The 18,090-nt window shown below is 69.7% G+C and carries 25 protein-coding genes and 1 pseudogene; 13 read left to right on the forward strand and 13 right to left on the reverse strand.

Annotated features, from left to right (window positions below; genetic code table 11):
• Positions 1-22: 22 nt before the first annotated feature.
• The gene (locus tag ACH4KB_RS18850) at positions 23-376 is read right to left on the reverse strand and encodes a DoxX family protein (RefSeq protein WP_398067020.1); all 354 of its coding nucleotides are present in this window, start codon (positions 374-376) and stop codon (positions 23-25) included.
• Positions 377-483: 107 nt separating this feature from the next.
• Between ACH4KB_RS18850 and ACH4KB_RS18855 the strand changes: the two genes are divergently transcribed.
• Positions 484-1,338 (forward strand): sigma-70 family RNA polymerase sigma factor, encoded by an 855-nt coding sequence (locus ACH4KB_RS18855; RefSeq protein ID WP_398067021.1) that lies wholly within the window; start codon positions 484-486, stop codon positions 1,336-1,338.
• Positions 1,339-1,507: 169 nt separating this feature from the next.
• On the opposite strand, the gene ACH4KB_RS18860 is transcribed toward ACH4KB_RS18855, so the two are convergent.
• Together ACH4KB_RS18860 and ACH4KB_RS18865 are read right to left on the reverse strand one after the other, a co-directional pair.
• Complete coding sequence (locus ACH4KB_RS18860; RefSeq protein ID WP_398067022.1) at positions 1,508-2,089, reverse strand: HD family hydrolase; 582 nt, start codon at positions 2,087-2,089, stop codon at positions 1,508-1,510.
• A gap of 20 nt (positions 2,090-2,109) precedes the next feature.
• Complete coding sequence (locus tag ACH4KB_RS18865; RefSeq protein ID WP_398067023.1) at positions 2,110-3,126, reverse strand: XRE family transcriptional regulator; 1,017 nt, start codon at positions 3,124-3,126, stop codon at positions 2,110-2,112.
• Between the two features lie 203 nt (positions 3,127-3,329).
• Between ACH4KB_RS18865 and tgmA the strand changes: the two genes are divergently transcribed.
• Genes tgmA through tgmC form a run of 3 tightly spaced genes read left to right on the forward strand, consistent with a single transcriptional unit; the run spans position 3,330 to position 5,725 of the window.
• Complete coding sequence (gene tgmA, locus ACH4KB_RS18870) at positions 3,330-3,584, forward strand: putative ATP-grasp-modified RiPP (RefSeq protein ID WP_398067024.1); 255 nt, start codon at positions 3,330-3,332, stop codon at positions 3,582-3,584.
• 3 nt (positions 3,585-3,587) lie between these two features.
• Entirely contained in the window at positions 3,588-4,547 is a 960-nt protein-coding gene (gene tgmB / locus ACH4KB_RS18875) for an ATP-grasp ribosomal peptide maturase (protein WP_398067025.1), read from the forward strand.
• A complete protein-coding gene (tgmC, locus tag ACH4KB_RS18880; RefSeq protein WP_398067026.1) occupies positions 4,544-5,725 on the forward strand; it encodes an ATP-grasp peptide maturase system methyltransferase in 1,182 nt (393 codons plus the stop codon). Before tgmB ends, tgmC begins: the two co-directional genes overlap by 4 nt.
• Before the next feature lie 66 nt (positions 5,726-5,791).
• On the opposite strand, the gene ACH4KB_RS18885 is transcribed toward tgmC, so the two are convergent.
• The 4 genes and pseudogenes from ACH4KB_RS18885 to ACH4KB_RS18900 all read right to left on the reverse strand — a co-directional run bounded on the left by ACH4KB_RS18885 (position 5,792) and on the right by ACH4KB_RS18900 (position 7,762).
• Entirely contained in the window at positions 5,792-6,001 is a 210-nt protein-coding gene (locus ACH4KB_RS18885) for a DUF397 domain-containing protein (protein WP_398067027.1), read from the reverse strand.
• 85 nt (positions 6,002-6,086) lie between these two features.
• A pseudogene (locus ACH4KB_RS18890) lies at positions 6,087-6,611 on the reverse strand (GntR family transcriptional regulator); the annotation flags it as partial.
• 117 nt (positions 6,612-6,728) lie between these two features.
• A complete protein-coding gene (locus ACH4KB_RS18895; RefSeq protein ID WP_398067028.1) occupies positions 6,729-6,938 on the reverse strand; it encodes a DUF397 domain-containing protein in 210 nt (69 codons plus the stop codon).
• A complete protein-coding gene (locus ACH4KB_RS18900; RefSeq protein ID WP_398067029.1) occupies positions 6,935-7,762 on the reverse strand; it encodes a Scr1 family TA system antitoxin-like transcriptional regulator in 828 nt (275 codons plus the stop codon). The genes ACH4KB_RS18895 and ACH4KB_RS18900 overlap by 4 nt, the downstream gene beginning before the upstream one ends.
• A 106-nt stretch (positions 7,763-7,868) precedes the next feature.
• Here ACH4KB_RS18900 and ACH4KB_RS18905 point away from each other — a divergent pair, with 106 nt between their 5' ends.
• Genes ACH4KB_RS18905 through ACH4KB_RS18925 form a run of 5 tightly spaced genes read left to right on the forward strand, consistent with a single transcriptional unit; the run spans position 7,869 to position 9,566 of the window.
• Positions 7,869-8,135 carry a hypothetical protein gene (locus ACH4KB_RS18905; RefSeq protein ID WP_398067030.1) on the forward strand — a complete coding sequence of 89 codons (267 nt, stop codon included), beginning with the start codon at positions 7,869-7,871 and terminating at the stop codon, positions 8,133-8,135.
• Complete coding sequence (locus tag ACH4KB_RS18910) at positions 8,132-8,380, forward strand: hypothetical protein (RefSeq protein WP_398067031.1); 249 nt, start codon at positions 8,132-8,134, stop codon at positions 8,378-8,380. Before ACH4KB_RS18905 ends, ACH4KB_RS18910 begins: the two co-directional genes overlap by 4 nt.
• Positions 8,377-8,757, forward strand: coding sequence for a hypothetical protein (locus tag ACH4KB_RS18915; RefSeq protein WP_398067032.1), 381 nt, complete (start codon positions 8,377-8,379; stop codon positions 8,755-8,757). Before ACH4KB_RS18910 ends, ACH4KB_RS18915 begins: the two co-directional genes overlap by 4 nt.
• A 29-nt stretch (positions 8,758-8,786) precedes the next feature.
• Positions 8,787-9,185, forward strand: coding sequence for a hypothetical protein (locus tag ACH4KB_RS18920; protein WP_398067220.1), 399 nt, complete (start codon positions 8,787-8,789; stop codon positions 9,183-9,185).
• A gap of 9 nt (positions 9,186-9,194) precedes the next feature.
• Positions 9,195-9,566: a hypothetical protein gene (locus ACH4KB_RS18925; RefSeq protein ID WP_398067033.1), complete on the forward strand. Its 372-nt coding sequence runs from the start codon at positions 9,195-9,197 to the stop codon at positions 9,564-9,566.
• Positions 9,567-9,752: 186 nt separating this feature from the next.
• Here the strand turns inward: ACH4KB_RS18925 and ACH4KB_RS18930 are convergent, their stop codons facing one another.
• The 3 genes from ACH4KB_RS18930 to ACH4KB_RS18940 all read right to left on the reverse strand — a co-directional run bounded on the left by ACH4KB_RS18930 (position 9,753) and on the right by ACH4KB_RS18940 (position 11,868).
• Positions 9,753-9,977 carry a DUF6243 family protein gene (locus ACH4KB_RS18930; protein ID WP_398067034.1) on the reverse strand — a complete coding sequence of 75 codons (225 nt, stop codon included), beginning with the start codon at positions 9,975-9,977 and terminating at the stop codon, positions 9,753-9,755.
• 204 nt (positions 9,978-10,181) lie between these two features.
• Positions 10,182-10,385, reverse strand: coding sequence for a hypothetical protein (locus tag ACH4KB_RS18935; RefSeq protein ID WP_398067035.1), 204 nt, complete (start codon positions 10,383-10,385; stop codon positions 10,182-10,184).
• A 100-nt stretch (positions 10,386-10,485) separates the two neighbouring features.
• Positions 10,486-11,868, reverse strand: coding sequence for a glycine--tRNA ligase (locus ACH4KB_RS18940; RefSeq protein WP_018961192.1), 1,383 nt, complete (start codon positions 11,866-11,868; stop codon positions 10,486-10,488).
• Positions 11,869-12,068: 200 nt separating this feature from the next.
• On the opposite strand from ACH4KB_RS18940, the gene ACH4KB_RS18945 reads away from it, so the two are divergent.
• From ACH4KB_RS18945 to ACH4KB_RS18960, 4 genes are all read left to right on the forward strand, one after another.
• The gene (locus tag ACH4KB_RS18945) at positions 12,069-13,133 is read left to right on the forward strand and encodes a metal ABC transporter substrate-binding protein (protein WP_398067036.1); all 1,065 of its coding nucleotides are present in this window, start codon (positions 12,069-12,071) and stop codon (positions 13,131-13,133) included.
• 38 nt (positions 13,134-13,171) lie between these two features.
• Positions 13,172-13,978 (forward strand): metal ABC transporter ATP-binding protein, encoded by an 807-nt coding sequence (locus tag ACH4KB_RS18950; protein WP_398067221.1) that lies wholly within the window; start codon positions 13,172-13,174, stop codon positions 13,976-13,978.
• Positions 13,978-14,877 (forward strand): metal ABC transporter permease, encoded by a 900-nt coding sequence (locus ACH4KB_RS18955; RefSeq protein WP_398067037.1) that lies wholly within the window; start codon positions 13,978-13,980, stop codon positions 14,875-14,877. Before ACH4KB_RS18950 ends, ACH4KB_RS18955 begins: the two co-directional genes overlap by 1 nt.
• 119 nt (positions 14,878-14,996) lie before the next feature.
• Complete coding sequence (locus tag ACH4KB_RS18960; RefSeq protein ID WP_398067038.1) at positions 14,997-15,431, forward strand: Fur family transcriptional regulator; 435 nt, start codon at positions 14,997-14,999, stop codon at positions 15,429-15,431.
• A gap of 114 nt (positions 15,432-15,545) precedes the next feature.
• On the opposite strand, the gene ACH4KB_RS18965 is transcribed toward ACH4KB_RS18960, so the two are convergent.
• The 3 genes from ACH4KB_RS18965 to ACH4KB_RS18975 all read right to left on the reverse strand — a co-directional run bounded on the left by ACH4KB_RS18965 (position 15,546) and on the right by ACH4KB_RS18975 (position 18,010).
• Positions 15,546-16,400 carry an isoprenyl transferase gene (locus tag ACH4KB_RS18965; protein WP_398067039.1) on the reverse strand — a complete coding sequence of 285 codons (855 nt, stop codon included), beginning with the start codon at positions 16,398-16,400 and terminating at the stop codon, positions 15,546-15,548.
• Positions 16,401-16,502: 102 nt separating this feature from the next.
• Positions 16,503-17,249 carry a DNA repair protein RecO gene (gene recO, locus ACH4KB_RS18970; protein ID WP_026237355.1) on the reverse strand — a complete coding sequence of 249 codons (747 nt, stop codon included), beginning with the start codon at positions 17,247-17,249 and terminating at the stop codon, positions 16,503-16,505.
• A 56-nt stretch (positions 17,250-17,305) separates the two neighbouring features.
• Complete coding sequence (locus tag ACH4KB_RS18975; RefSeq protein WP_018961198.1) at positions 17,306-18,010, reverse strand: TerB family tellurite resistance protein; 705 nt, start codon at positions 18,008-18,010, stop codon at positions 17,306-17,308.
• Positions 18,011-18,090: the final 80 nt, after the last annotated feature.

Consider the following 18,090-nt stretch of genomic DNA (forward strand, 5'->3'; position numbering starts at 1 on the left):
GACTCCGACGTCATGGCCGCCGTCACCGTCCGCCCGCGAAGTAGGCGGTGGCGGCGACCGCGAGCAGCAGGAAGGCGCCCGGGAAGGCGAGGTTGTGGAAGACACGGGCGCGAATGTGGGCCAGGACCGCGCCGACGAAGAACGCGATCAGGCCGGCCCCCGCCGCCAGACCCAGCCAGCGGACCCCGAACAGGCCGATGAGGAGGCCCACGGCGCCCGCGAGCTTGAGTGTCGCCAGATACGGCACCGAGGCCGGCGGGAGCCCGACCTCCGCGGAGTTCGCCAGGACGAAGGGTGCCCGCGCGTAGTCCGCGACCGCGATCAGCACGTTCACGACGACGCATCCCACCGTGGCGACGAACAGTACGGAACTCATGTGATCACCAGCTGTAGGCTCATGGCGTTCTCATCTCTCGGGAGGCGGACAGGACAGGTTTCCCAACCACCCGTCCTGACGTCCGTCGGCCCCGGAAGGTGACACCCATGCCGATCACGGTCGAGGAGTTCGAGACCGCCCGCCCGCGTCTCCTGTCCGTCGCCCACCGCATGCTGGGCTCGGCCCAGGACGCCCAGGACGCCGTCCAGACCGCATGGGTGCGGGCCGCCACCGCCCGATCGTCACCGCAGGTCGAGAACCCGTCGGCCTGGCTCACGACCGTCACCGCACGGGTCTGCCTGGACGAGCTGCGGGCCCGACGCCGCCGCGCCGAAGCGCCGCTGCTCGCGGACGCCGTCCCGGCGGCGGACCTGGCCGCGGACGAGGCGGTCCTCCGCGCCGAGGACGTCTCTAGGGCGCTGATGATCCTGCTGGACCGGCTGACCGCACCCCAGCGGGTCGCGTACGTCCTGCACGACCTGTTCTCCACCCCGTTCAACCGAATCGCGGAGGTGCTGGGCACGACCGTACCCAGCGCCAAGCAGCACGCCAGCCGAGCACGCCGACGCCTCGCCCCGGCACGGCAGGACGCGGCGGAGACCGGCCGGACAGATCAGCGGATCGTGGACGCTTTCATGGCGGCGGCCCGGACCGGGGACACGCGCGCGATGATCCACCTGCTCGCGCCCGACAGCGTCCGTGACGCCGAGGCGGCGCTCCTGCCGCACGGCGGCCCCACCACCGTGACCGGCGCCACCGACATCGCCGCCGAGACCGCGCGGTTCCGCGACCGCATCCGGGCGGCCTGCCGGCTGACCGTCAACGGCCGGCCGATGTACGTGGTCGCCCCGGGCGGGCACCCCTTCGCCACGATCGAGATCGACACGGCGGGCGGGCAGGTCACCCGCATCACGCTGCGGCCGGTACGGGCGGGCGACCGCTTCGGCGCCCTGGAGCTCTGACGGCCCTCTGCACAAGAGTGTCCCTGCCGACCGGTCGCGGTACGAGGCCCCCTGGCCAGACGGGAGCCACCGTGCCCAAGCGCGGCGACCGTACGGCACGGAAACCGCGGACCCGCACCGGTGCCTCGGCCTCGGCGCACCGGAGGAGTCGGAGACCGAGGCACCGGTCTCAGCGGAGGTACGTCTGCTGCCACTCGATCGACGTCATGGTGAGCGCGGCCTCGGCGAGGCACTGGGCAGAGGGCGTTTTGAGCTTGGCGATGCTGCTGTCAATCCAGGGCTGGACATTGGAGCAGCCCTGTTCGCGGTATTCGACAGCTTGGAGGAGGCATTCGAGCTTGTCGGCGTCATGCGCGCAGATGACTTCGAGGGAGTCGCCGTTCTCGTACTCCTCCACGATCCGCTGGGCCCCGGCCTTCACCGCCGGATGTGCGGCCGATACTTGGTCGGCGGTGACTTTCTCGTTGCTGGCGGCTTCGAGGTAGCGACGGCCGATGTGCGGGATGTCGCTGACGCGGGTCTCCTGGGTGTCGTGCCACAGGCCGAGCAGTGCAGCCCGCGCAGGGTCGGCGCCTTCCATCATGGCGAGTACGGAGCCGATCAGCGCGACTCTGAAGCTGTGCTCCGCAATGGTCTCGGGATCTTTCACTCCCGCGATCCACCAGCCGGACCGCTTGGCGCGCTTGAGCATCCCCATTTCCAGCAGAAAGCCTGTAGTGCCCTTTGCCTGCTCCTGCTCTGTGTCCGCCATGAAGTACGACCTCCGATGTGTCATGTGCGGTTCTCGCGTAGAACGTAATGCACCACGCTGAGTTCCCGCCTCGCTCGCAGAGAGATTCCGTCGTGGTCGAGGAGCCGGGCGGTTTGTGTGGCCAGACCGTCCGCGAGAACCGGGTCTGCCAGGGGCAGCCACCGGTTGGTGGTCAGTAGGGCCCATAGCGAGTGAACGTAGAGGTCCATGTACGCCGAAGCCTGGTGGAGGCCGGTGGCGAGTCCGCGAAGAAGTCGTACGGGCTCCCAGTTGGTCGGACCGTGCCGCATGAAGGTGTCGTCCGTCTGGGCCTCTCGGATCGAACCGAACCAATACGCCAAGTAGTTGAGGTTCGCGATCTCTGCGTAGTCATCGCCTGCCAGGCCCCTCTCGATGAAGTCCAGCAGCGGCTGATGGTCACCAAGCCTCACCAACGCGGCGGCTGTTGACCGAGCGGTGGCCCAGTGCGGGGTCCAGCCACGAACGGAGATGAGGTCGCGGCTGCCATGCAGAGCGTGCACTACCCACGACGTCGCCCCGGAGCCTTGGTCATAGGAGCAGAGGTAGAGACACTGGCGATGGAGCAGTAGCCCGTCCCCTCCGGCGTGCAACGCAGATTCGGCGACCTCGCGGAGGTGTGCGAAAAACACGCTTCTATCGGGCGCTGACAGGAGCGGGGCCTTGGCTACGGGACCGCGTCGCCCCGTCACCGCTCTGCGGGCCAGAGCGGGCGGAACGGTCCCGTTGAGAGCCCAGGCGATCATGTGGGCCGTGTCACGGGTGTGTACCCAGCTCGCGAGTGGGTGACGGACGTTGACCTCCGGATGGATCGTGGACGTGATGACGCGGTCTGCGTCCATCGCCGGGTCGAGAAGGTGAAGGACACCGGGGTCCGCGCCCAACGCGAGTAACCGGCGCCGAATATCGAGCAGGACACCCGCCTTCACGTTGGCGAGCGGTCGTCGCCCGGTCTCCCAGCCCTGCCAAGTAGCAAGATCAACCCCCATCGCTTCGGCCATGCCGGCCTGCGTGCGCATGCTCGTACTCTCCCGGGCCACGCGGAGAACGAACCCTGCAATCGTGCCCGCAGTCGCAGGTCCGCGTGCGAATCCCTTCGCTGTCATGCTGCACCCCCGGTGCCCCTCGGTCGCCCAAACACGCACCTCCGGTCAGTCGTACTCGATCAACGGTGCCCTTAGCTTCAGGTTCGGCAACAACCACCGTCGTCAAGGAGGCCAGGATGGCTACCGCAGTTGAGCCCCACATGCGCCCTTGGGGAGCCGATCGGCTCGCCCCGTACCCGACCGTCACTCATCGCCCCCACGCTGTGGTCTCGCTCGACCCCGACACCCAGCTCGGAATCTTCACCGACCGCAGCGGCACGGTGCTCGAGATGGGCAAGCACGGCACCAGCAAAGGCACCGAAACGAGCACGATCACGAACTCGGACTCCGCCCCCGACCAGGGGCACGACCAGGACTCCGAGCAGGACTGACCTGTGACCGACAGAAGGCCTGTGCTGGTGGCCACCGAGGCGGACGATCTCACCGCCGACATGGTGATCAGGGCACTGAACCGACGCAACGTACCGGTGACCAGGTTCAACCCCGCCGACATCGGGGCGGCCCTGACGGTCACCGCTCGTTTCGGGAGCTGCCCGGCCCCTGCGGCCGGGCAGCTCCGCACCCCGTCACGCCTCGTGGAGCTGGCCGAGGTCCGGTCGGTGTACTGGCGCCGCCCGGTGTGGCCGGCCTTCGACGATCTCGGTGCGGACGACGCACGGTTCGCGGCGGCCCACACCCGCTACGGGCTCGGCGGGACCCTGTACGCCCTCGACGGACCACTGTGGGTCAACCACCCGCTGCGCAACGCCGCCGCCGACTACAAGCCGGCCCAGCTCGCGGTTGCCCAGCGCCTAGGGCTGACGGTGCCGCCGACACTGGTCACGAACGACCCGAACGAGGCGCGGTCCTTCGTCGGCAGCCATGATCAGGTGATCTTCAAGACGCTCCGGTGGACGCCCTACCAGCGAGGTGGCGTTCCCGTCACCGGGTGGGCCGACCCGGTCGTGGCGACAGAGATCGACGAGCGTGTGGCTCTGGTGCCTCACCTCTTCCAGGCCGTCGTGAACAAGGCGGCCGACCTTCGCGTGCTGGTCGTCGGCCGCCAGGTGTTCGCCGTACGGATCGAGTCCGGGATGCTGGACTGGCGCAAGGACTACTCGGCCCTGTCCTACCGCGTGGTGGACCTGCCCGACCGCGTGGAGAAGGCGCTTCTGACGTACCTGGACCACTTCGGGCTGGCCTCGGGAAGTTTCGACTTCGCCGTCGACGAGACCGGTGGCCTCTGGTGGCTGGAGCTGAACCCGAACGGACAGTGGGGATGGCTGGAGGAGTCCACCGGCCTCCCGATGTCCGCCGCATTCGCTGAACTGCTGAGGCAAGGAGTTGCCCCATGACCGACACCGAGACCGACACCGCCCAGGAGCGGCGTGCCCTCGCCGGGCGCCTGACGCGGGCGGGTGTCCTCATCAGCTCCCCGTGGCGGGCGGCGGTGGAGGCCGTTCCCCGCGAGCTGTTCCTGAACCCCGGCGTGTTCCTGCCCGCAGAAGGCGGCCGGTGGCAGCCGGTGACCGCATCTGGGAGCGACCCGGCCGCGTGGGTACGGATCGCCTACCGTGACGCGTCCCTGACCACCCAGCTCGACGGGCACCTCACCGCCGACCAGGTCAGCGATCCCGTGACCGGCTCCCCGACCTCCTCGTCCACCACCCCGGTCACCGTCGTTGACATGTTGGAGAAGCTGGAGGTGGAGGACGGTCATCAGGTCCTGGAGATCGGCACAGGAACCGGCTATTCCACCGCCCTCATGTGCTTCCGCCTCGGGGAGGACGCCGTCACCACGGTCGAGGTGGACCCCGGCGTCTCGGCCCGGGCCGACGACGCCCTGGAAACGGCCGGATACTCGACCTGGACCGTCGCGGGCGACGGGCTCCTCGGCCACCCTCGCCGCGCCCCGTACGACCGCGTCATCGCCACCTGCGCGGTGCGCCGCATCCCCTACGCCTGGATCAGGCAGACCAAGCCGGGCGGCATCGTCCTCACCACGGTCGGCGGCTCCTGGCACTACGGCACCGGCCTGGCGAAGGTCACCGTCGCGGAGGACGGTACCGCCGAGGGCGCGATCATCGGCCGCAGCTCGTTCATGCAGGCCCGGTCCCAGGCGGAGGCGCCCGTCGATGGTGACCTGTCGGCCCGCACGGCCTACGCCGACAGTGAGCGCCAGACCAAGGTGTCCCCGCTCCTGCTGGAGGACTGGATGCCCGCGTTCCTCGCCCAACTCGCGGCTCCAGGTGCGCGCTTCACCCGCGCGACGTCGCAGGAGGGTAACCGGCTGCTGTACCTCTTCGACCCGGAGCGCGAGTCCTTCGCCTCGTTCACGGAGAACGACGGCACCTGGACGGTCCGCCAGGGCGGCCCCATCGCCCTGTGGGACGTGATCGAGCAGGCCCTCACCGCCTGGCAGGACGCGGACCGCCCCGACATCACCGAGGTACGGCTCCGCGTCACGAAGGAGGCCCACGTGTACTGGATCGACGGCCACCCCGCGCTGCGCTGGCGGCACGACCTCGTCTGAACAGCAGGATGCCCCACCGTGCGGGCCCGCGCGGCACGGTGGGGCATCCGGTTGCTCGGTGCGTTGTCAGACGGTGTCGAACGTCCCGCCCCGCACGCCCGCGACGAACGCCGCGAACGCGGGGACGGGGACGGCGACCACCGGGCCGTCCACGACCTTGGAGTCACGGACCGGGACGATGCCGTGCGCGGCGGCGAGGTTGGCGGCGACCTCAATGCAGGCACCGCCGTTGTTGCTGTACGAGGACGTGAACCAGCACGGGGATTCGGGCATCACAGGTGTCCCTTCGCCGCAGGAAGCAGAGGCAGCACCACCATGCACGGTGCGGCCGGGCGTGCACCAGAGGGCCTCGGGGCGGCGGTCACGCGTCGAAGGCGTACTCCAGGACGTACGCGGCGGCATCGAGCACCATCTCGTTGACCTCCACGACACGCCCCTCCTCCGCGAAAGCGGTCCGGCAGATGAGCATGACGGGCGTGCCGGCCGGGAGCCTGAGCTTCGCGGTCTCCTCGGGCAGCGGCATGCGCGAGCGAACCTCCTCCCGGAAGTGGACTGGTCCATGGCCCAGTTCGGCGAGCCGAGCGTAGATCCCACCGGGGCCCGTGTCCGGCTCGGTGATGGCCGAACCCTGGACCAGAGACGCCGGGAGGTACGACGTCGAGAGCAGCACCGGCTTCCCGTCCAGGACGAACCGGCGGCTCCTGATCCAGACACGCTCACTGTCGAGACCGAGCACACGCGCCGCGTACTCCGAGGCGGCGCCCTCCCGCACCTCCAGGCGATCCACCACCAGGTCTCTGCCTGAAAGCTCCGCCTCCCAGACCGAGCGACCGGTCCCCCACTGCGCGGGTGCCAGACGCTGAATCCCGCGACGCACGAGCGGTCGGGGTTCGGGCTCGCGCCCGCTGGTGTCGGTGGTGGTCATCAAAAGGTGCCCATTCTCTCCGAACAGCAGGATGTCCCACCCTGCGCGGCACGGTGGGACATCCGGTTGCTCGGTTCCTCAGACGGTGTCGAACGTCCCGCCCCGCACGCCCGCGACGAACGCCGCAAACGCGGTGCCGGGGACGGCGATCACGGGGCTGTCCACGACCTTGGAGTCACGGACCGGGACGATGCCGCGCGTGGCGGCGAGGTTGGCGGCGACCTCAATGCAGGCACCGCCGTTGTCGCTGTACGAGGACTTGAACCATCGGGGGGATTCGGTCGTCACAGGGTGCCCTTTCGCAACTGGCTGATCTTGGCCACAGACGCCGTCTGCGACAGCGACGCGCCCTGGAGTTGATGGTAGGCCGTCAACACGGGCAGGACGAATGAGCTTTCCCGGTCGAGGTGTCCCTGTGTCTGCGACTCGGCGTAGCAGATCACGGACCGGTCCGGCATGGTCAGCAGGTAGACCGGAAGGTTGAACGTCCGCTGTTCACCGATCTCGTACGGAGCCACCTGTAGCAACGTGTTGGGCAATTCGGCGAACTCCATCAGCCGGTCCAACTGGGCGTTCATGACGGCGGAGCCTCCCACCGGACGTCGAATGCAGCTTTCGTCCATAGTCACGAAGAGCATGGGCGGATTCGTCCGCACCAACGCTGCCTGGCGCTCCATCAGGAAGGCCACCCGTTCGTCGGCCTGCTCCGGCGTGATCGCCCCGCGCTGTACGGCACTGTCGGCCAGGACTCGTGCGTACTCCGGAGTCTGCAACAGCCCAGGAATGATCCCGACTTCGTACAGCCTGATCTCCACCGCCCGGCCCTCGTAGCGCACGTACTCCGGGAAGCCCTCCAGTTGGGTCAGGTCCTTCATCGCCTGAACCATGCGGCTGAACTTCTCGCCGGTCCCCAGCGCCCTGTCAACACTTCTCGCAAAACGTGGAGTCGGAGAGCGCCGACCAGTTTCCACGGCCGAAATATGCGTCCCCGAGCACCCCATGCGTCCGGCTAACTCATCCTGCGTCCAGCCACGCGCGTCTCTGGCCTGCCTGAGCTGCAAGCCGAAGGAGACATCCGGGTCCTCGGGGTCGAGCTGCTTGCGATTCACCATGTCGAAGCCCTAACTATCCGAGCAAAGAGCGCAGGTTGAAGACGTTCCGACCCTAGGCCACGCTGAATCGCCCCGGTAGCCGAACGGCTACGGAGAGGAGCGAATGATGTACGGCGAGAACGTACGCCCGAATACACCCACGCCCTCCAACACCTCCATCCCCGCCCTCGGAACCCTCCTGGTCGACACCAGCCGCGCCGACCGCGTGGGGGAGTTCCGAGGGGTCGCCGGCCCCTACTGGTCGCTGCGGCCGGTAGGGGGCGGCGCGGAGTGGGAGGCCGAGCCCCGCCATGTGCGGCCCGCAGTCCTGATAGAGCAGCTCCGCGCCCGTACCGCCCGCCTCAACGCCCGCAGCCGGGGTGAGGTCCTGTGAGCCCGCGCCCCCTTGCCCGGTTACGGGCCCGGCTCGCCCAACGCCGTCACCGGTACACCCCGCCGCTCGCCGAGCTCGTACGCGTCGAGTCGGACCCCGGCTACCGGGTACTGTTCTGTGCCGAGTTGGACGCGGCCATCCAGGAACGCCTCGCGAGCCGCGCCGCCGTCGTGGCGGAGGTCGAGGCAGCGGCCGACCGGCTGCGGGAGCTGATCCGGCACGGCGGACCCGGACGGCCCGCATGACGCGCTCAACGGCTTACGCGGCCGAGGTCACCCTCTCCGACGGGCAGCGGTTCGCCTCGCTCGGCGGGGTCGTCGTACGGAACCGGCGGCTCGTCCTCGTCTGGCTCCGGCGGCAGGCGCTCCGTCTGGCCAACGGCCATGGACTCGCCCTCGCTCCCGAATCCGTACGACTGCCGACCGGCGATGTGCGCGCGGTCCGCTTCCACGGCTCCGACGCCCCCGAGGAGTTGCGTCGCTGGGCCACCGGCAGTGCGCATCAGGACCACGCCATACGGGCCCTGGAGGCCGGGTTCCCCGCGCTGTTCACCGTGCTCGACCCCGCCGTCGGGCTGAGCCTGACGCTCGCCGGGTGGCGTGGCCACCCGGCCGACCGGTAATCCCGCCATACGAAACGGAGTTGACCGCCGTGCTCCAGTGCACCGCCGTCACCCTTCTCCCTCCCGAAGCCGTACTGCGGCTCCTCGCCCCCGAGGTGGACGACCCGGACGAGCCGGAACCGTATGTCCTGTGCGAACTCGGCGAGCACGACGGCCCGCACACCGAACACGCCGCCTACCTCCGGCCGGGCCGGACGCCCGACTCACCGGCCCAGTGGTTCTTCTGGACCGGCGGCGGGCCCGAACGCGTCCACCGGACCGACCGCGCGCCCTGGTGCCCCGCCCTCCTCCGCCGGTTCGACACGGACGTCGTGCGGCGGTGCTCCTTCTTCGACCACCACACCGCGCCCCACTCCTGGGACGTGGACGATCCGCTCGGCGACCTGATCGCGGAGCGGCTCGTATCAGGCGACTCCCCCGAAGGGTGACCCGTACCCATGAACCAGTGCACCGCCGTCGCGTTACTGCCGCCCCCGGAGCACGTGCTCGCCCTGTCGGTCCCGGATCGCCGCCCGGAGGCCGGACACCTGCTCTGCGAACTCGGGGAGGGCCACGACGAGGCGCACGCGACGATGCTGTGGGACGAGGGCGGGCGGCCGGGAAGCGCCGTCTGGGCGCGGTGGCGCGCGGGGCAGGTACGGCTGCTGCCACTCCCCTGGTGTGCGGTCCGCGCCCCCCGCAACGCGGACGCGGCCTGCGGTCTGTTCGCCGGGCATCCGTCGGGGCACGACTGGGAGGTCACCGACCCCACCGACGAGGCGATCACGCGGGAGCTGGCTCGGCGACACCCGTATCTGTTCCGCCGGTGACGGACCACGCACGGACGCACGGACGTACGGACGTACGGTCGGGCGGGCGGTCGGGCGGGCGGACGGGCGGGCGGACGGACGGACGGACGGACGGGCGGACGGGCGGGCGGACGGGCCCGGATCACGACCGTGGGCCCGGATCACGGATGATCCGGGCCCACGGCCCTACGGGGTGATGCTCAGGCGTCAGCTCTGTGCGGGCGACGCGCCCTGCTCGCCGGGCTCGGCGGCGGTGGTGGTGGCCGCCTGCGCCTCGGCGCGCTCGCGCATCTTGCGCACCAGCTCCTGCTTCTTGTCCTCGGCGGCCTTGCGGTCGGCGCCTCGCGCGGAACCCGCGCCCTGCTGTTCGGCGCGGGACAGCTTCTTGCGCTGTCCGCCGACACCGAGGAGGTTGTTACGGCTCTTGGCCATGGCGTTCTCCCATGCGACGTGTGAAGTGAATCAGGTGAAGGATCGGGGCCGGTCGCGCCGGTCCCGGGCTGCGGCGGGGTGTGCGCACCCGCCGCGCTCTCACTCGTAGATCTGGAAGAACGAAGACATGCGGAGACCGTACCCCGCCCCGCGAACGCCCCGCACCCGGTTTTCAGGCCGTCGAGGGCTCAGGCCGTCGAGGTCTCAGGCCGTCGGGTCGACCGTCGCCTGGTGGGCCTCGGCCAGGTGCTCCTCGGCCTTCAGCCAGGGCAGGAACTGCGCCGGGCGGCGCCATGCGCAGGTGGAGCACGTCAGCGCGCGCGTCATGCCCGACTTCCTCACCTGCACGACGTGTTCACGGCCGTGCTGGTCCCATCTGCTGACCTTGCTGGTGGTGCTGGACGGCATCGCGTACCTCCAGGAACGGCGGCGGGGGCTCCGGTGGACCGTACGACGAAGCCCCCGGTCCCGTACCCGGAACCGGGGGCCTCACGCACAGGTGCGGGTGTCAGCAGCCGAGCAGACGCGAGCCGAGGTACGCCTGGATCTGGTCCAGGGAGACGCGCTCCTGCTTCATGGTGTCGCGCTCGCGCACGGTCACCGCGTTGTCGTCGAGGGTGTCGAAGTCGACGGTGACGCAGAACGGGGTGCCGATCTCGTCCTGACGGCGGTAGCGGCGGCCGATGGCGCCGGCGTCGTCGAACTCGATGTTCCAGTTCTTGCGCAGGTCGGCGGCCAGGCCCTTGGCCTTCGGCGAGAGCTGCGGGTTGCGGGAGAGGGGCAGGACCGCGGCCTTGACCGGGGCCAGGCGGTGGTCGAGGCGCATCACGGTGCGCTTCTCCATGACGCCCTTGGCGTTGGGGGCCTCGTCCTCGACGTAGGCGTCCAGGAGGAACGCCAGCATCGCGCGGCCGACACCGGCCGCGGGCTCGATGACGTACGGCGTCCAGCGCTCGTTGGCCTCCTGGTCGTAGTACTGGAGGTCGGTGCCCGACGCCTCGGAGTGCGCCTTGAGGTCGTAGTCCGTGCGGTTGGCCACACCCTCCAGCTCGCCCCACTCGCTGCCGCCGAAGCGGAAGCGGTACTCGATGTCGGCGGTGCGCTTGGAGTAGTGGGAGAGCTTCTCCTTCGGGTGCTCGAACCAGCGCATGTTCTCCTCGCGCATGCCGAGGTCCGTGTACCAGTTCCAGCGCTGGTCCATCCAGTACTGCTGCCACTCCTCGTCCTCGCCCGGCTTGACGAAGAACTCCATCTCCATCTGCTCGAACTCGCGGGTCCGGAAGATGAAGTTGCCCGGAGTGATCTCGTTCCGGAAGGACTTGCCCATCTGCGCGATGCCGAACGGCGGCTTCTTGCGCGAGGTCTGCTGCACCTGGCCGAAGTTGGTGAAGATGCCCTGGGCGGTCTCGGGGCGCAGGTAGGCGACCGAGCCGGAGTCCTGGGTCGGGCCGAGGTGGGTGGAGAGGAGACCCGAGAACTGCTTGGGCTCGGTGAAGGTGCCCTTGTTGCCGCAGTTGGGGCAGTTGAGGTCGGCGAGGCCGTTGACCGGCGGCTTGCCGTGCTTCTCCTCGTACGCCTCCTCCAGGTGGTCGGCGCGGTAGCGCTTGTGACAGGAGGTGCACTCGGTGAGCGGGTCCGAGAAGGTGGCGACGTGGCCCGAGGCGACCCAGACGTCCGGGGCCAGGATGACCGACGAGTCGAGACCGACCACGTCCTCGCGCGCGGTGACCATGTAGCGCCACCACTGACGCTTCAGGTTCTCCTTCATCTCGACGCCCAGCGGCCCGTAGTCCCAGGCGGCTCGCTGGCCACCGTAGATCTCACTGCAGGGGTAGACGAAGCCACGGCGCTTGCTCAGGCTGACGATGGTGTCGATCTTGTCGGCGGCCACGGTGCTCTCTTCATTACGACGGTGACGAACGGCGAATGCTTCAGATTACCGGCGGGCGCACCCCTGGGATCAAATCGGTGGGACGCGAAGGATCTTCCCGGTGAACTTCCCGGTGATCTTCTCGGTGCTCCTAGGTGACCTTCCGGGCATCTCATCAGCCTTGTTGACAATCGTTTCCACTTTAGTTGAAAATGACTGTCATGAACGTACGCCGCCTCATACCCACCACCGCCGTCGCCGGAGCAGTCGCCCTCGGCCTGACCGCTCTCTCGGCCTGCTCCACCTCCGACGCAGCGGACGGGGGCAACGGCGACAAGCTGAAGGTGACCGCGTCGTTCTACCCGATGCAGTTCCTGGCCGAGAGGATCGGCGGCGAGCACGTCTCGGTCACCAGCCTCACCAAGCCGGGCGTCGAGCCGCACGACCTGGAGCTCAACCCCCGCCAGATCGGCTCCATCAGCGAGTCCGACTACGTGCTGTACCTCAAGGGCATCCAGCCGGCCGTGGACGACGCGATCAAGCAGTCCGGTGTGAAGAACACCGTCGACGCCGCGACCCTCACCACCCTGGAGAACCACGGCTCCGAGGTCAGCGGACACGACCACGGTCACGAAGGCGAAGAAGAGCACGGCCACGAAGAGCCCGGTCACGAAGAGCCTGGCCACGACGAAGAGCACGGCCACGAGGAAGAGACCCCCGAGGAGCACTCCGAGGGCGACGGCCACAACCACGGCGAGGAGGGCGGCGCCGACCCGCACATCTGGCTGGACCCGGTGAAGTACGCCGAGGTCGCCAAGGGCGTCGGCGAGTCGCTGGAGAAGGCCGACCCCGACCACGCCGCCGACTACAAGAAGAACACCGCCGCCCTCGTCGCCGAGCTGGGTGAGCTGAACACGGCGTACGAGACCGGGCTGAAGAACACCTCCACCAAGACGTTCATCACCACCCACTCCGCCTTCGGCTACCTCGCCGAGCGTTACGGGCTCACCCAGCAGGGCATCGCGGGCATCGACCCCGAGGCCGAGCCGAGCCCCGCCCGGATCCAGGAGATCCACACCATCGCGGAGAAGGAGAAGGCCACCACGGTCTTCTTCGAGACGCTCGCCAGTGACAAGACAGCGAAGACCCTCGCGAAGGACACCGGGCTCAAGACCGGCGTTCTGGACCCGCTGGAGGGAATCACGGACAAGTCCCAGGGCGCTGACTACATCGAGGTCATGGAGTCCAACCTCGCCGCGCTGCAGAAGGCACTCGGCGCGAAGTGACCCGCACCACCCGTACAGCCATCGGATCGGAGGCGCTCATGCCGGAGCGTGAGAGCACCACCCGCGAGCCCGTGGCCACCGACCACGCGCAGCCCGTCATCGCCCTGCGCGCCGCCACGGCCACCCTCGGCGCACGCCCCGTGCTGCGCGGCGTGGACCTCACGGTGCACCGCGGCGAGGTCGTCGCGCTGCTGGGCGCCAACGGTTCCGGCAAGTCCACCGCCGTACGGTCCGTCATCGGGCAGGTCCCGCTGACCGGCGGCACCGTCGAGCTGTTCGGCACCGAGCTGCGCCGCTTCCGTCGATGGGGCCGGATCGGCTACGTGCCGCAGCGCACCACGGCCGCCGGTGGCGTGCCCGCCACGATCCGCGAGGTCGTCGCCTCCGGCCGGCTGTCCCGTACGGGGCTGCGGTGGCCCGGGAAGGCCGACCGGGCGGCCGTGGACCGGGCCATCGCGCTGGTGGGCCTCGCCGACCGCGCCAAGGACTCGGTGAGCGCGCTGTCCGGGGGCCAGCACCAGCGGGTCCTGATCGCCCGCGCCCTGGCCGCCGAGCCGGAGCTGCTGATCATGGACGAGCCGATGGCCGGGGTCGACCTGGCCAGCCAGGAGATCCTCGCCTCGACCCTCCGCAAGCAGGTGGCGCTGGGCACCTCCGTGCTGCTCGTGCTGCACGAGCTGGGCCCGCTGGAGCCGCTGATCGACCGGGCCGTCGTCCTGCGCGACGGCTGCGTGACGCACGACGGGCCGCCGCCCGAGGCGCTCGGCCAGCACGCGCTGCCCGGCCACGACCACGTACACCCCCACGCGGCCGCCGAGCCCGTCCGGACGGGACTGCTGACCTGATGCTTTTCGAATTCCTGAACCCTCCCTTCATGCAGCGGGCGCTGATCGCGGCCGTCCTGGTCGGCATCACCGCGCCCGCCATCGGCATCTACCTGGTGCAGCGGCGGCAGGCCCTGATGGGCGACGGCATCGGGCACATCGCGATGACCGGCGTCGGCCTCGGCTTCCTGCTCTCCACCAGCCCCGTCTGGATGGCCACCGCCGTCGCGGTGGCCGGCGCGGTCGTGATGGAGCTGATCCGCTGGTACGGACACACGCGCGGCGACCTCGCCCTGGCGATGCTGTTCTACGGCGGCATGGCGGGCGGCGTCATGCTGATCAACCTGTCCGACACGGGCTCCAACGCCAATCTGACCTCGTACCTCTTCGGCTCGCTGGCCACCGTCTCCGAGTCGGACGTCACCGCGATCTGCGTGCTGGCCGCCTTCGTGGTGCTGGTCACGGTGGGGCTGCGCAGGCAGTTGTTCGCCGTCAGCCAGGACGAGGAGTTCGCCCGGGTGTCCGGTCTTCCGGTGCGGGTGCTGAACCTGCTGGTCGCGGTGACCGCCGCCGTGACCGTGACCGTCGCGATGCGGGTCGTCGGCCTGCTGCTGGTCAGCGCGCTGATGGTGGTGCCCGTGGCGGCGGCGCAGCAGATCACCAAGTCCTTCAAGGTCACGTTCGTGCTGGCCGTGGTGATCGGCACGGCCGTGACCCTCACCGGCACCGTGACCTCGTACTACCAGGACGTTCCGCCCGGCGCGACGATCGTGCTGCTGGCCATCGCGGTGTTCGTGGCGCTGACCGCGCTCGCCGCTCCGCTCGCGAGACGCCGGGCACGGGCGAGCGAGGCGAAGGGGGCCGAGTGCACCCTTGAGGTACCGGGGGCCCGCCGGGACAGGGACGACGTACGGGTGTGACAGCGGTGCGTGTGACCGCCGTGGGTGTGACCGAGTCGCACCGTACGTGTTCGCCGGCGGCACCCGGCCGGGCTGGCACAATGGCCCGACACATGTACGGGCGACACGAGGAGGCAGCTGTGGCCACGGCGCCGATCAGTGGCACGAACGCAGCGCCGGTACGCGGCCGGTCCACCCGGCAGCGGGCGGCGGTGGCGGCGGCGCTCGACGAGGTCGACGAGTTCCGCAGCGCCCAGGAGCTGCACGACGTCCTCAAGCACCGCGGCGACTCCGTGGGCCTGACGACGGTCTACCGGACCTTGCAGTCCCTCGCCGACGCGGGTGAGGTCGACGTCCTGCGCACCGCCGATGGCGAGTCCGTCTACCGGCGGTGCTCGACCGGCGACCATCACCACCACCTGGTCTGCCGGCTCTGCGGCAAGGCGGTGGAGGTCGAGGGCCCGGCCGTCGAGCAGTGGGCCGAGATGATCGCCGCCCAGCACGGCTATGTGAACGTCGCGCACACCGTCGAGGTGTTCGGCACATGCGCGGAGTGCGCCGCGAGCAAGGCCTGAGGGCTGTTCCGCAAGCGAAACGAACGGGAAAAGGCGGGACCGGGACGCGTACAAACGTCCCGGTCCCGCCTCTTTCACGTCACTTTTCGCGCCACTTTCGTAGCGCTTGTCCCCTCACTTCTCAGCGGCTTCGGCGACCTTCGCGGCCTTCGCCGCCTTCGCCGCCTCCACCGCCTCCGCTCCGCCGAAGCGGCGGTCGCGCTGGGCGTACTCCAGGCAGGCCCGCCACAGGTCCCGACGGTCGAAATCCGGCCAGAGAACGTCCTGGAAGACCATCTCGGCGTACGCGCTCTGCCAGATCAGGTAGTTCGAGGTGCGCTGCTCGCCGCTGGGGCGCACGAAGAGGTCCACGTCCGGCATGTCCGGGTAGTAGGTGTACTTCGCGAACGTCTTCTCGTTGACCTTGGACGGGTCGAGCTTCCCGGCCGCCACGTCCTGGGCGATGCGCTGCGCGGCGTCCGCGATCTCGGCTCGGCCGCCGTAGTTGACGCAGAAGTACAACGTCATCTTGTCGTTGTCCTTGGTCTGCTCCTGGGCGACCTGGAGCTCCTGGACGACGGACTTCCACAGCTTGGGCATGCGGCCCACCCAGCGGATGCGGATGCCGAGCTCGTCCATCTCGTCACGGCGGCGGCGGATCACGTCGCGGTTGAAGTTCATCAGGAACTTCACCTCGTCCGGCGAGCGCTTCCAGTTCTCCGTGGAGAAGGCGTACAGCGAGAGGTTCTTCACGCCCATCTCGATACAGCCCTTGAGAACGTCCATGACGACGCCCTCACCGACCTTGTGGCCCTCGGTACGGGGCAGACCCCGCTCCTTGGCCCAGCGGCCGTTGCCGTCCATCACGACGGCGACGTGCTGGGGCACCAGCTCGCCGGGGATCTTCGGAGGCGTCGCGCCCGTGGGGTGCGGCTCGGGGGTCTTGTACGTGCGCCGGTTACGGCCGCCGAGGATCCCGCGTACTGCCATGAGCTTCTCAGTCTCCCTGTGTCACTTCTCCACGCGCCGCGTCGTCTGCCCGACGTACCGCGTCACTTCTCCACGTACCGCGTCACTTCACGACGTACCGCGTCACTTCTCCACGTACCGCAGCGAGCGCAGCCCGCGCTCCAGATGCCAGTGCAGATAGGCGGACACCAGCCCGCTCCCCTCCCTGACATGGCGTGCCTCGCACGCGTCCGCCGTCGCCCAGTCGCCGCTGAGCAGCGCGCTCAGCAGGGCCAGGGCCTGTGCCGAGGGTACGACGCTGCCGGGGACCCGGCAGTCACCGCATATGACGCCCCCCGCCGCGACCGAAAAGAACCGGTTCGGACCCGGCATTCCGCACTTGGCGCAGTCCTCGAAGCTGGGCGCGTATCCGTTGACCGCGAGCGAGCGCAGCAGGAACGCGTCCAGGATCAGGTGGGGGGCGTGCTCGCCCCGGGCGAGGGTGCGCAGGCCGCCGACGAGCAGCAGATACTGCTGGACGGCCGGTTCGCCCTCGTGGTCGGTGAACCGCTCGGCGGTCTCCAGCATCGCGGTGCCCGCCGTGTAGCGGGCGTAGTCGGCGACGATCCCGCCGCCGTAGGGGGCGATCGTCTCGCTCTGGGTGCAGAGCGGCAGCCCGCGGCCGACCAGCTCGCTGCCGCGCGCGAAGAACTGCACGTCGACGTGGGAGAAGGGCTCCAGGCGGGCGCCGAACTTGGATTTGGTGCGGCGCACCCCGCGGGCGACGGCCCGCACCCGGCCGTGGCCGCGGGTCAGGATCGTGATGATCCGGTCGGCCTCGCCCAGTTTCTGCGTACGCAGCACGATGCCGTCGTCCCGGAACAAGCTCATGGGCCCATTGTCGCCCACCCGGGTCGGCCCGTGGCGGGCCGGCGGCGAAGGATGCTCTACGAGGGCGTACGGGCGGCTGCCGCCAGCAGGCGGGCGGTGTCGTCGGCGGGGAGCTGGAGGGCGCTGCCGACCGTGGTCAGGACCTGGCGCTCGGCGGTGCGGTAGGGCCCGTCGGCCAGCGCGATCCTGGCGCCCTGGAGGAGGACGGACTCGCGGCCGGCGGTGGCCAGGTGCGGGGCGAGCGGGGCCAGCACCTCGTGCAGCTCGATGGCGAGGGTCGGGCCGCAGGCCTCGGCGGCCGGGTCGGAACCGGAGCCCTGCCCGGTGTCGGCGGCCAGCACCTCGACGACGGTGAACAGCTGCTCCTGGGTGCAGTCGTCGAGCCCGGCGTCGCGCACGGTGGCGACGGCGGCCTCCAGGACGGTGCGGGAGGTGGTGCCCCCGGCGGCGAGGACGGCCAGGGTGACGGTGTGGACGGCCTCGCGGAGCATCGCCGAGAACCGGGTCGTGGTGGGGTGGTCCAGCGCCTCGGGGGCGTAGTGGGCGAGGCAGGCGGCGCACTCGACGACGGGCTCGGTCTCGCCCCTGCCGACCAGCGGGACACCGAGGACGGTGAGGCGGCGGCGGCCGGTGAGCCGGCGGTAGTTGCGGTCTCCCCCGCAGCCGGGGCAGAAGAAGGCGCCGTCACCGACGGCGTCCCAGATGGTGCGAACGCCGCAGAGGACCGGCCTCAGAGCGCGTTGTCCTTTGGCTGACCGCACGTCGCACACCTCCGTAACGCTCCGGCAACATTGCCGTGTGTTGGACGTGATGTTAGCCACACACGCGAGGCGGCGTCAGC

Origin of the sequence: Streptomyces sp. NPDC017520 (genome assembly GCF_044329855.1) — a bacterium.
In the GTDB taxonomy this organism is placed as follows: Bacteria; Actinomycetota; Actinomycetes; order Streptomycetales; family Streptomycetaceae; genus Streptomyces.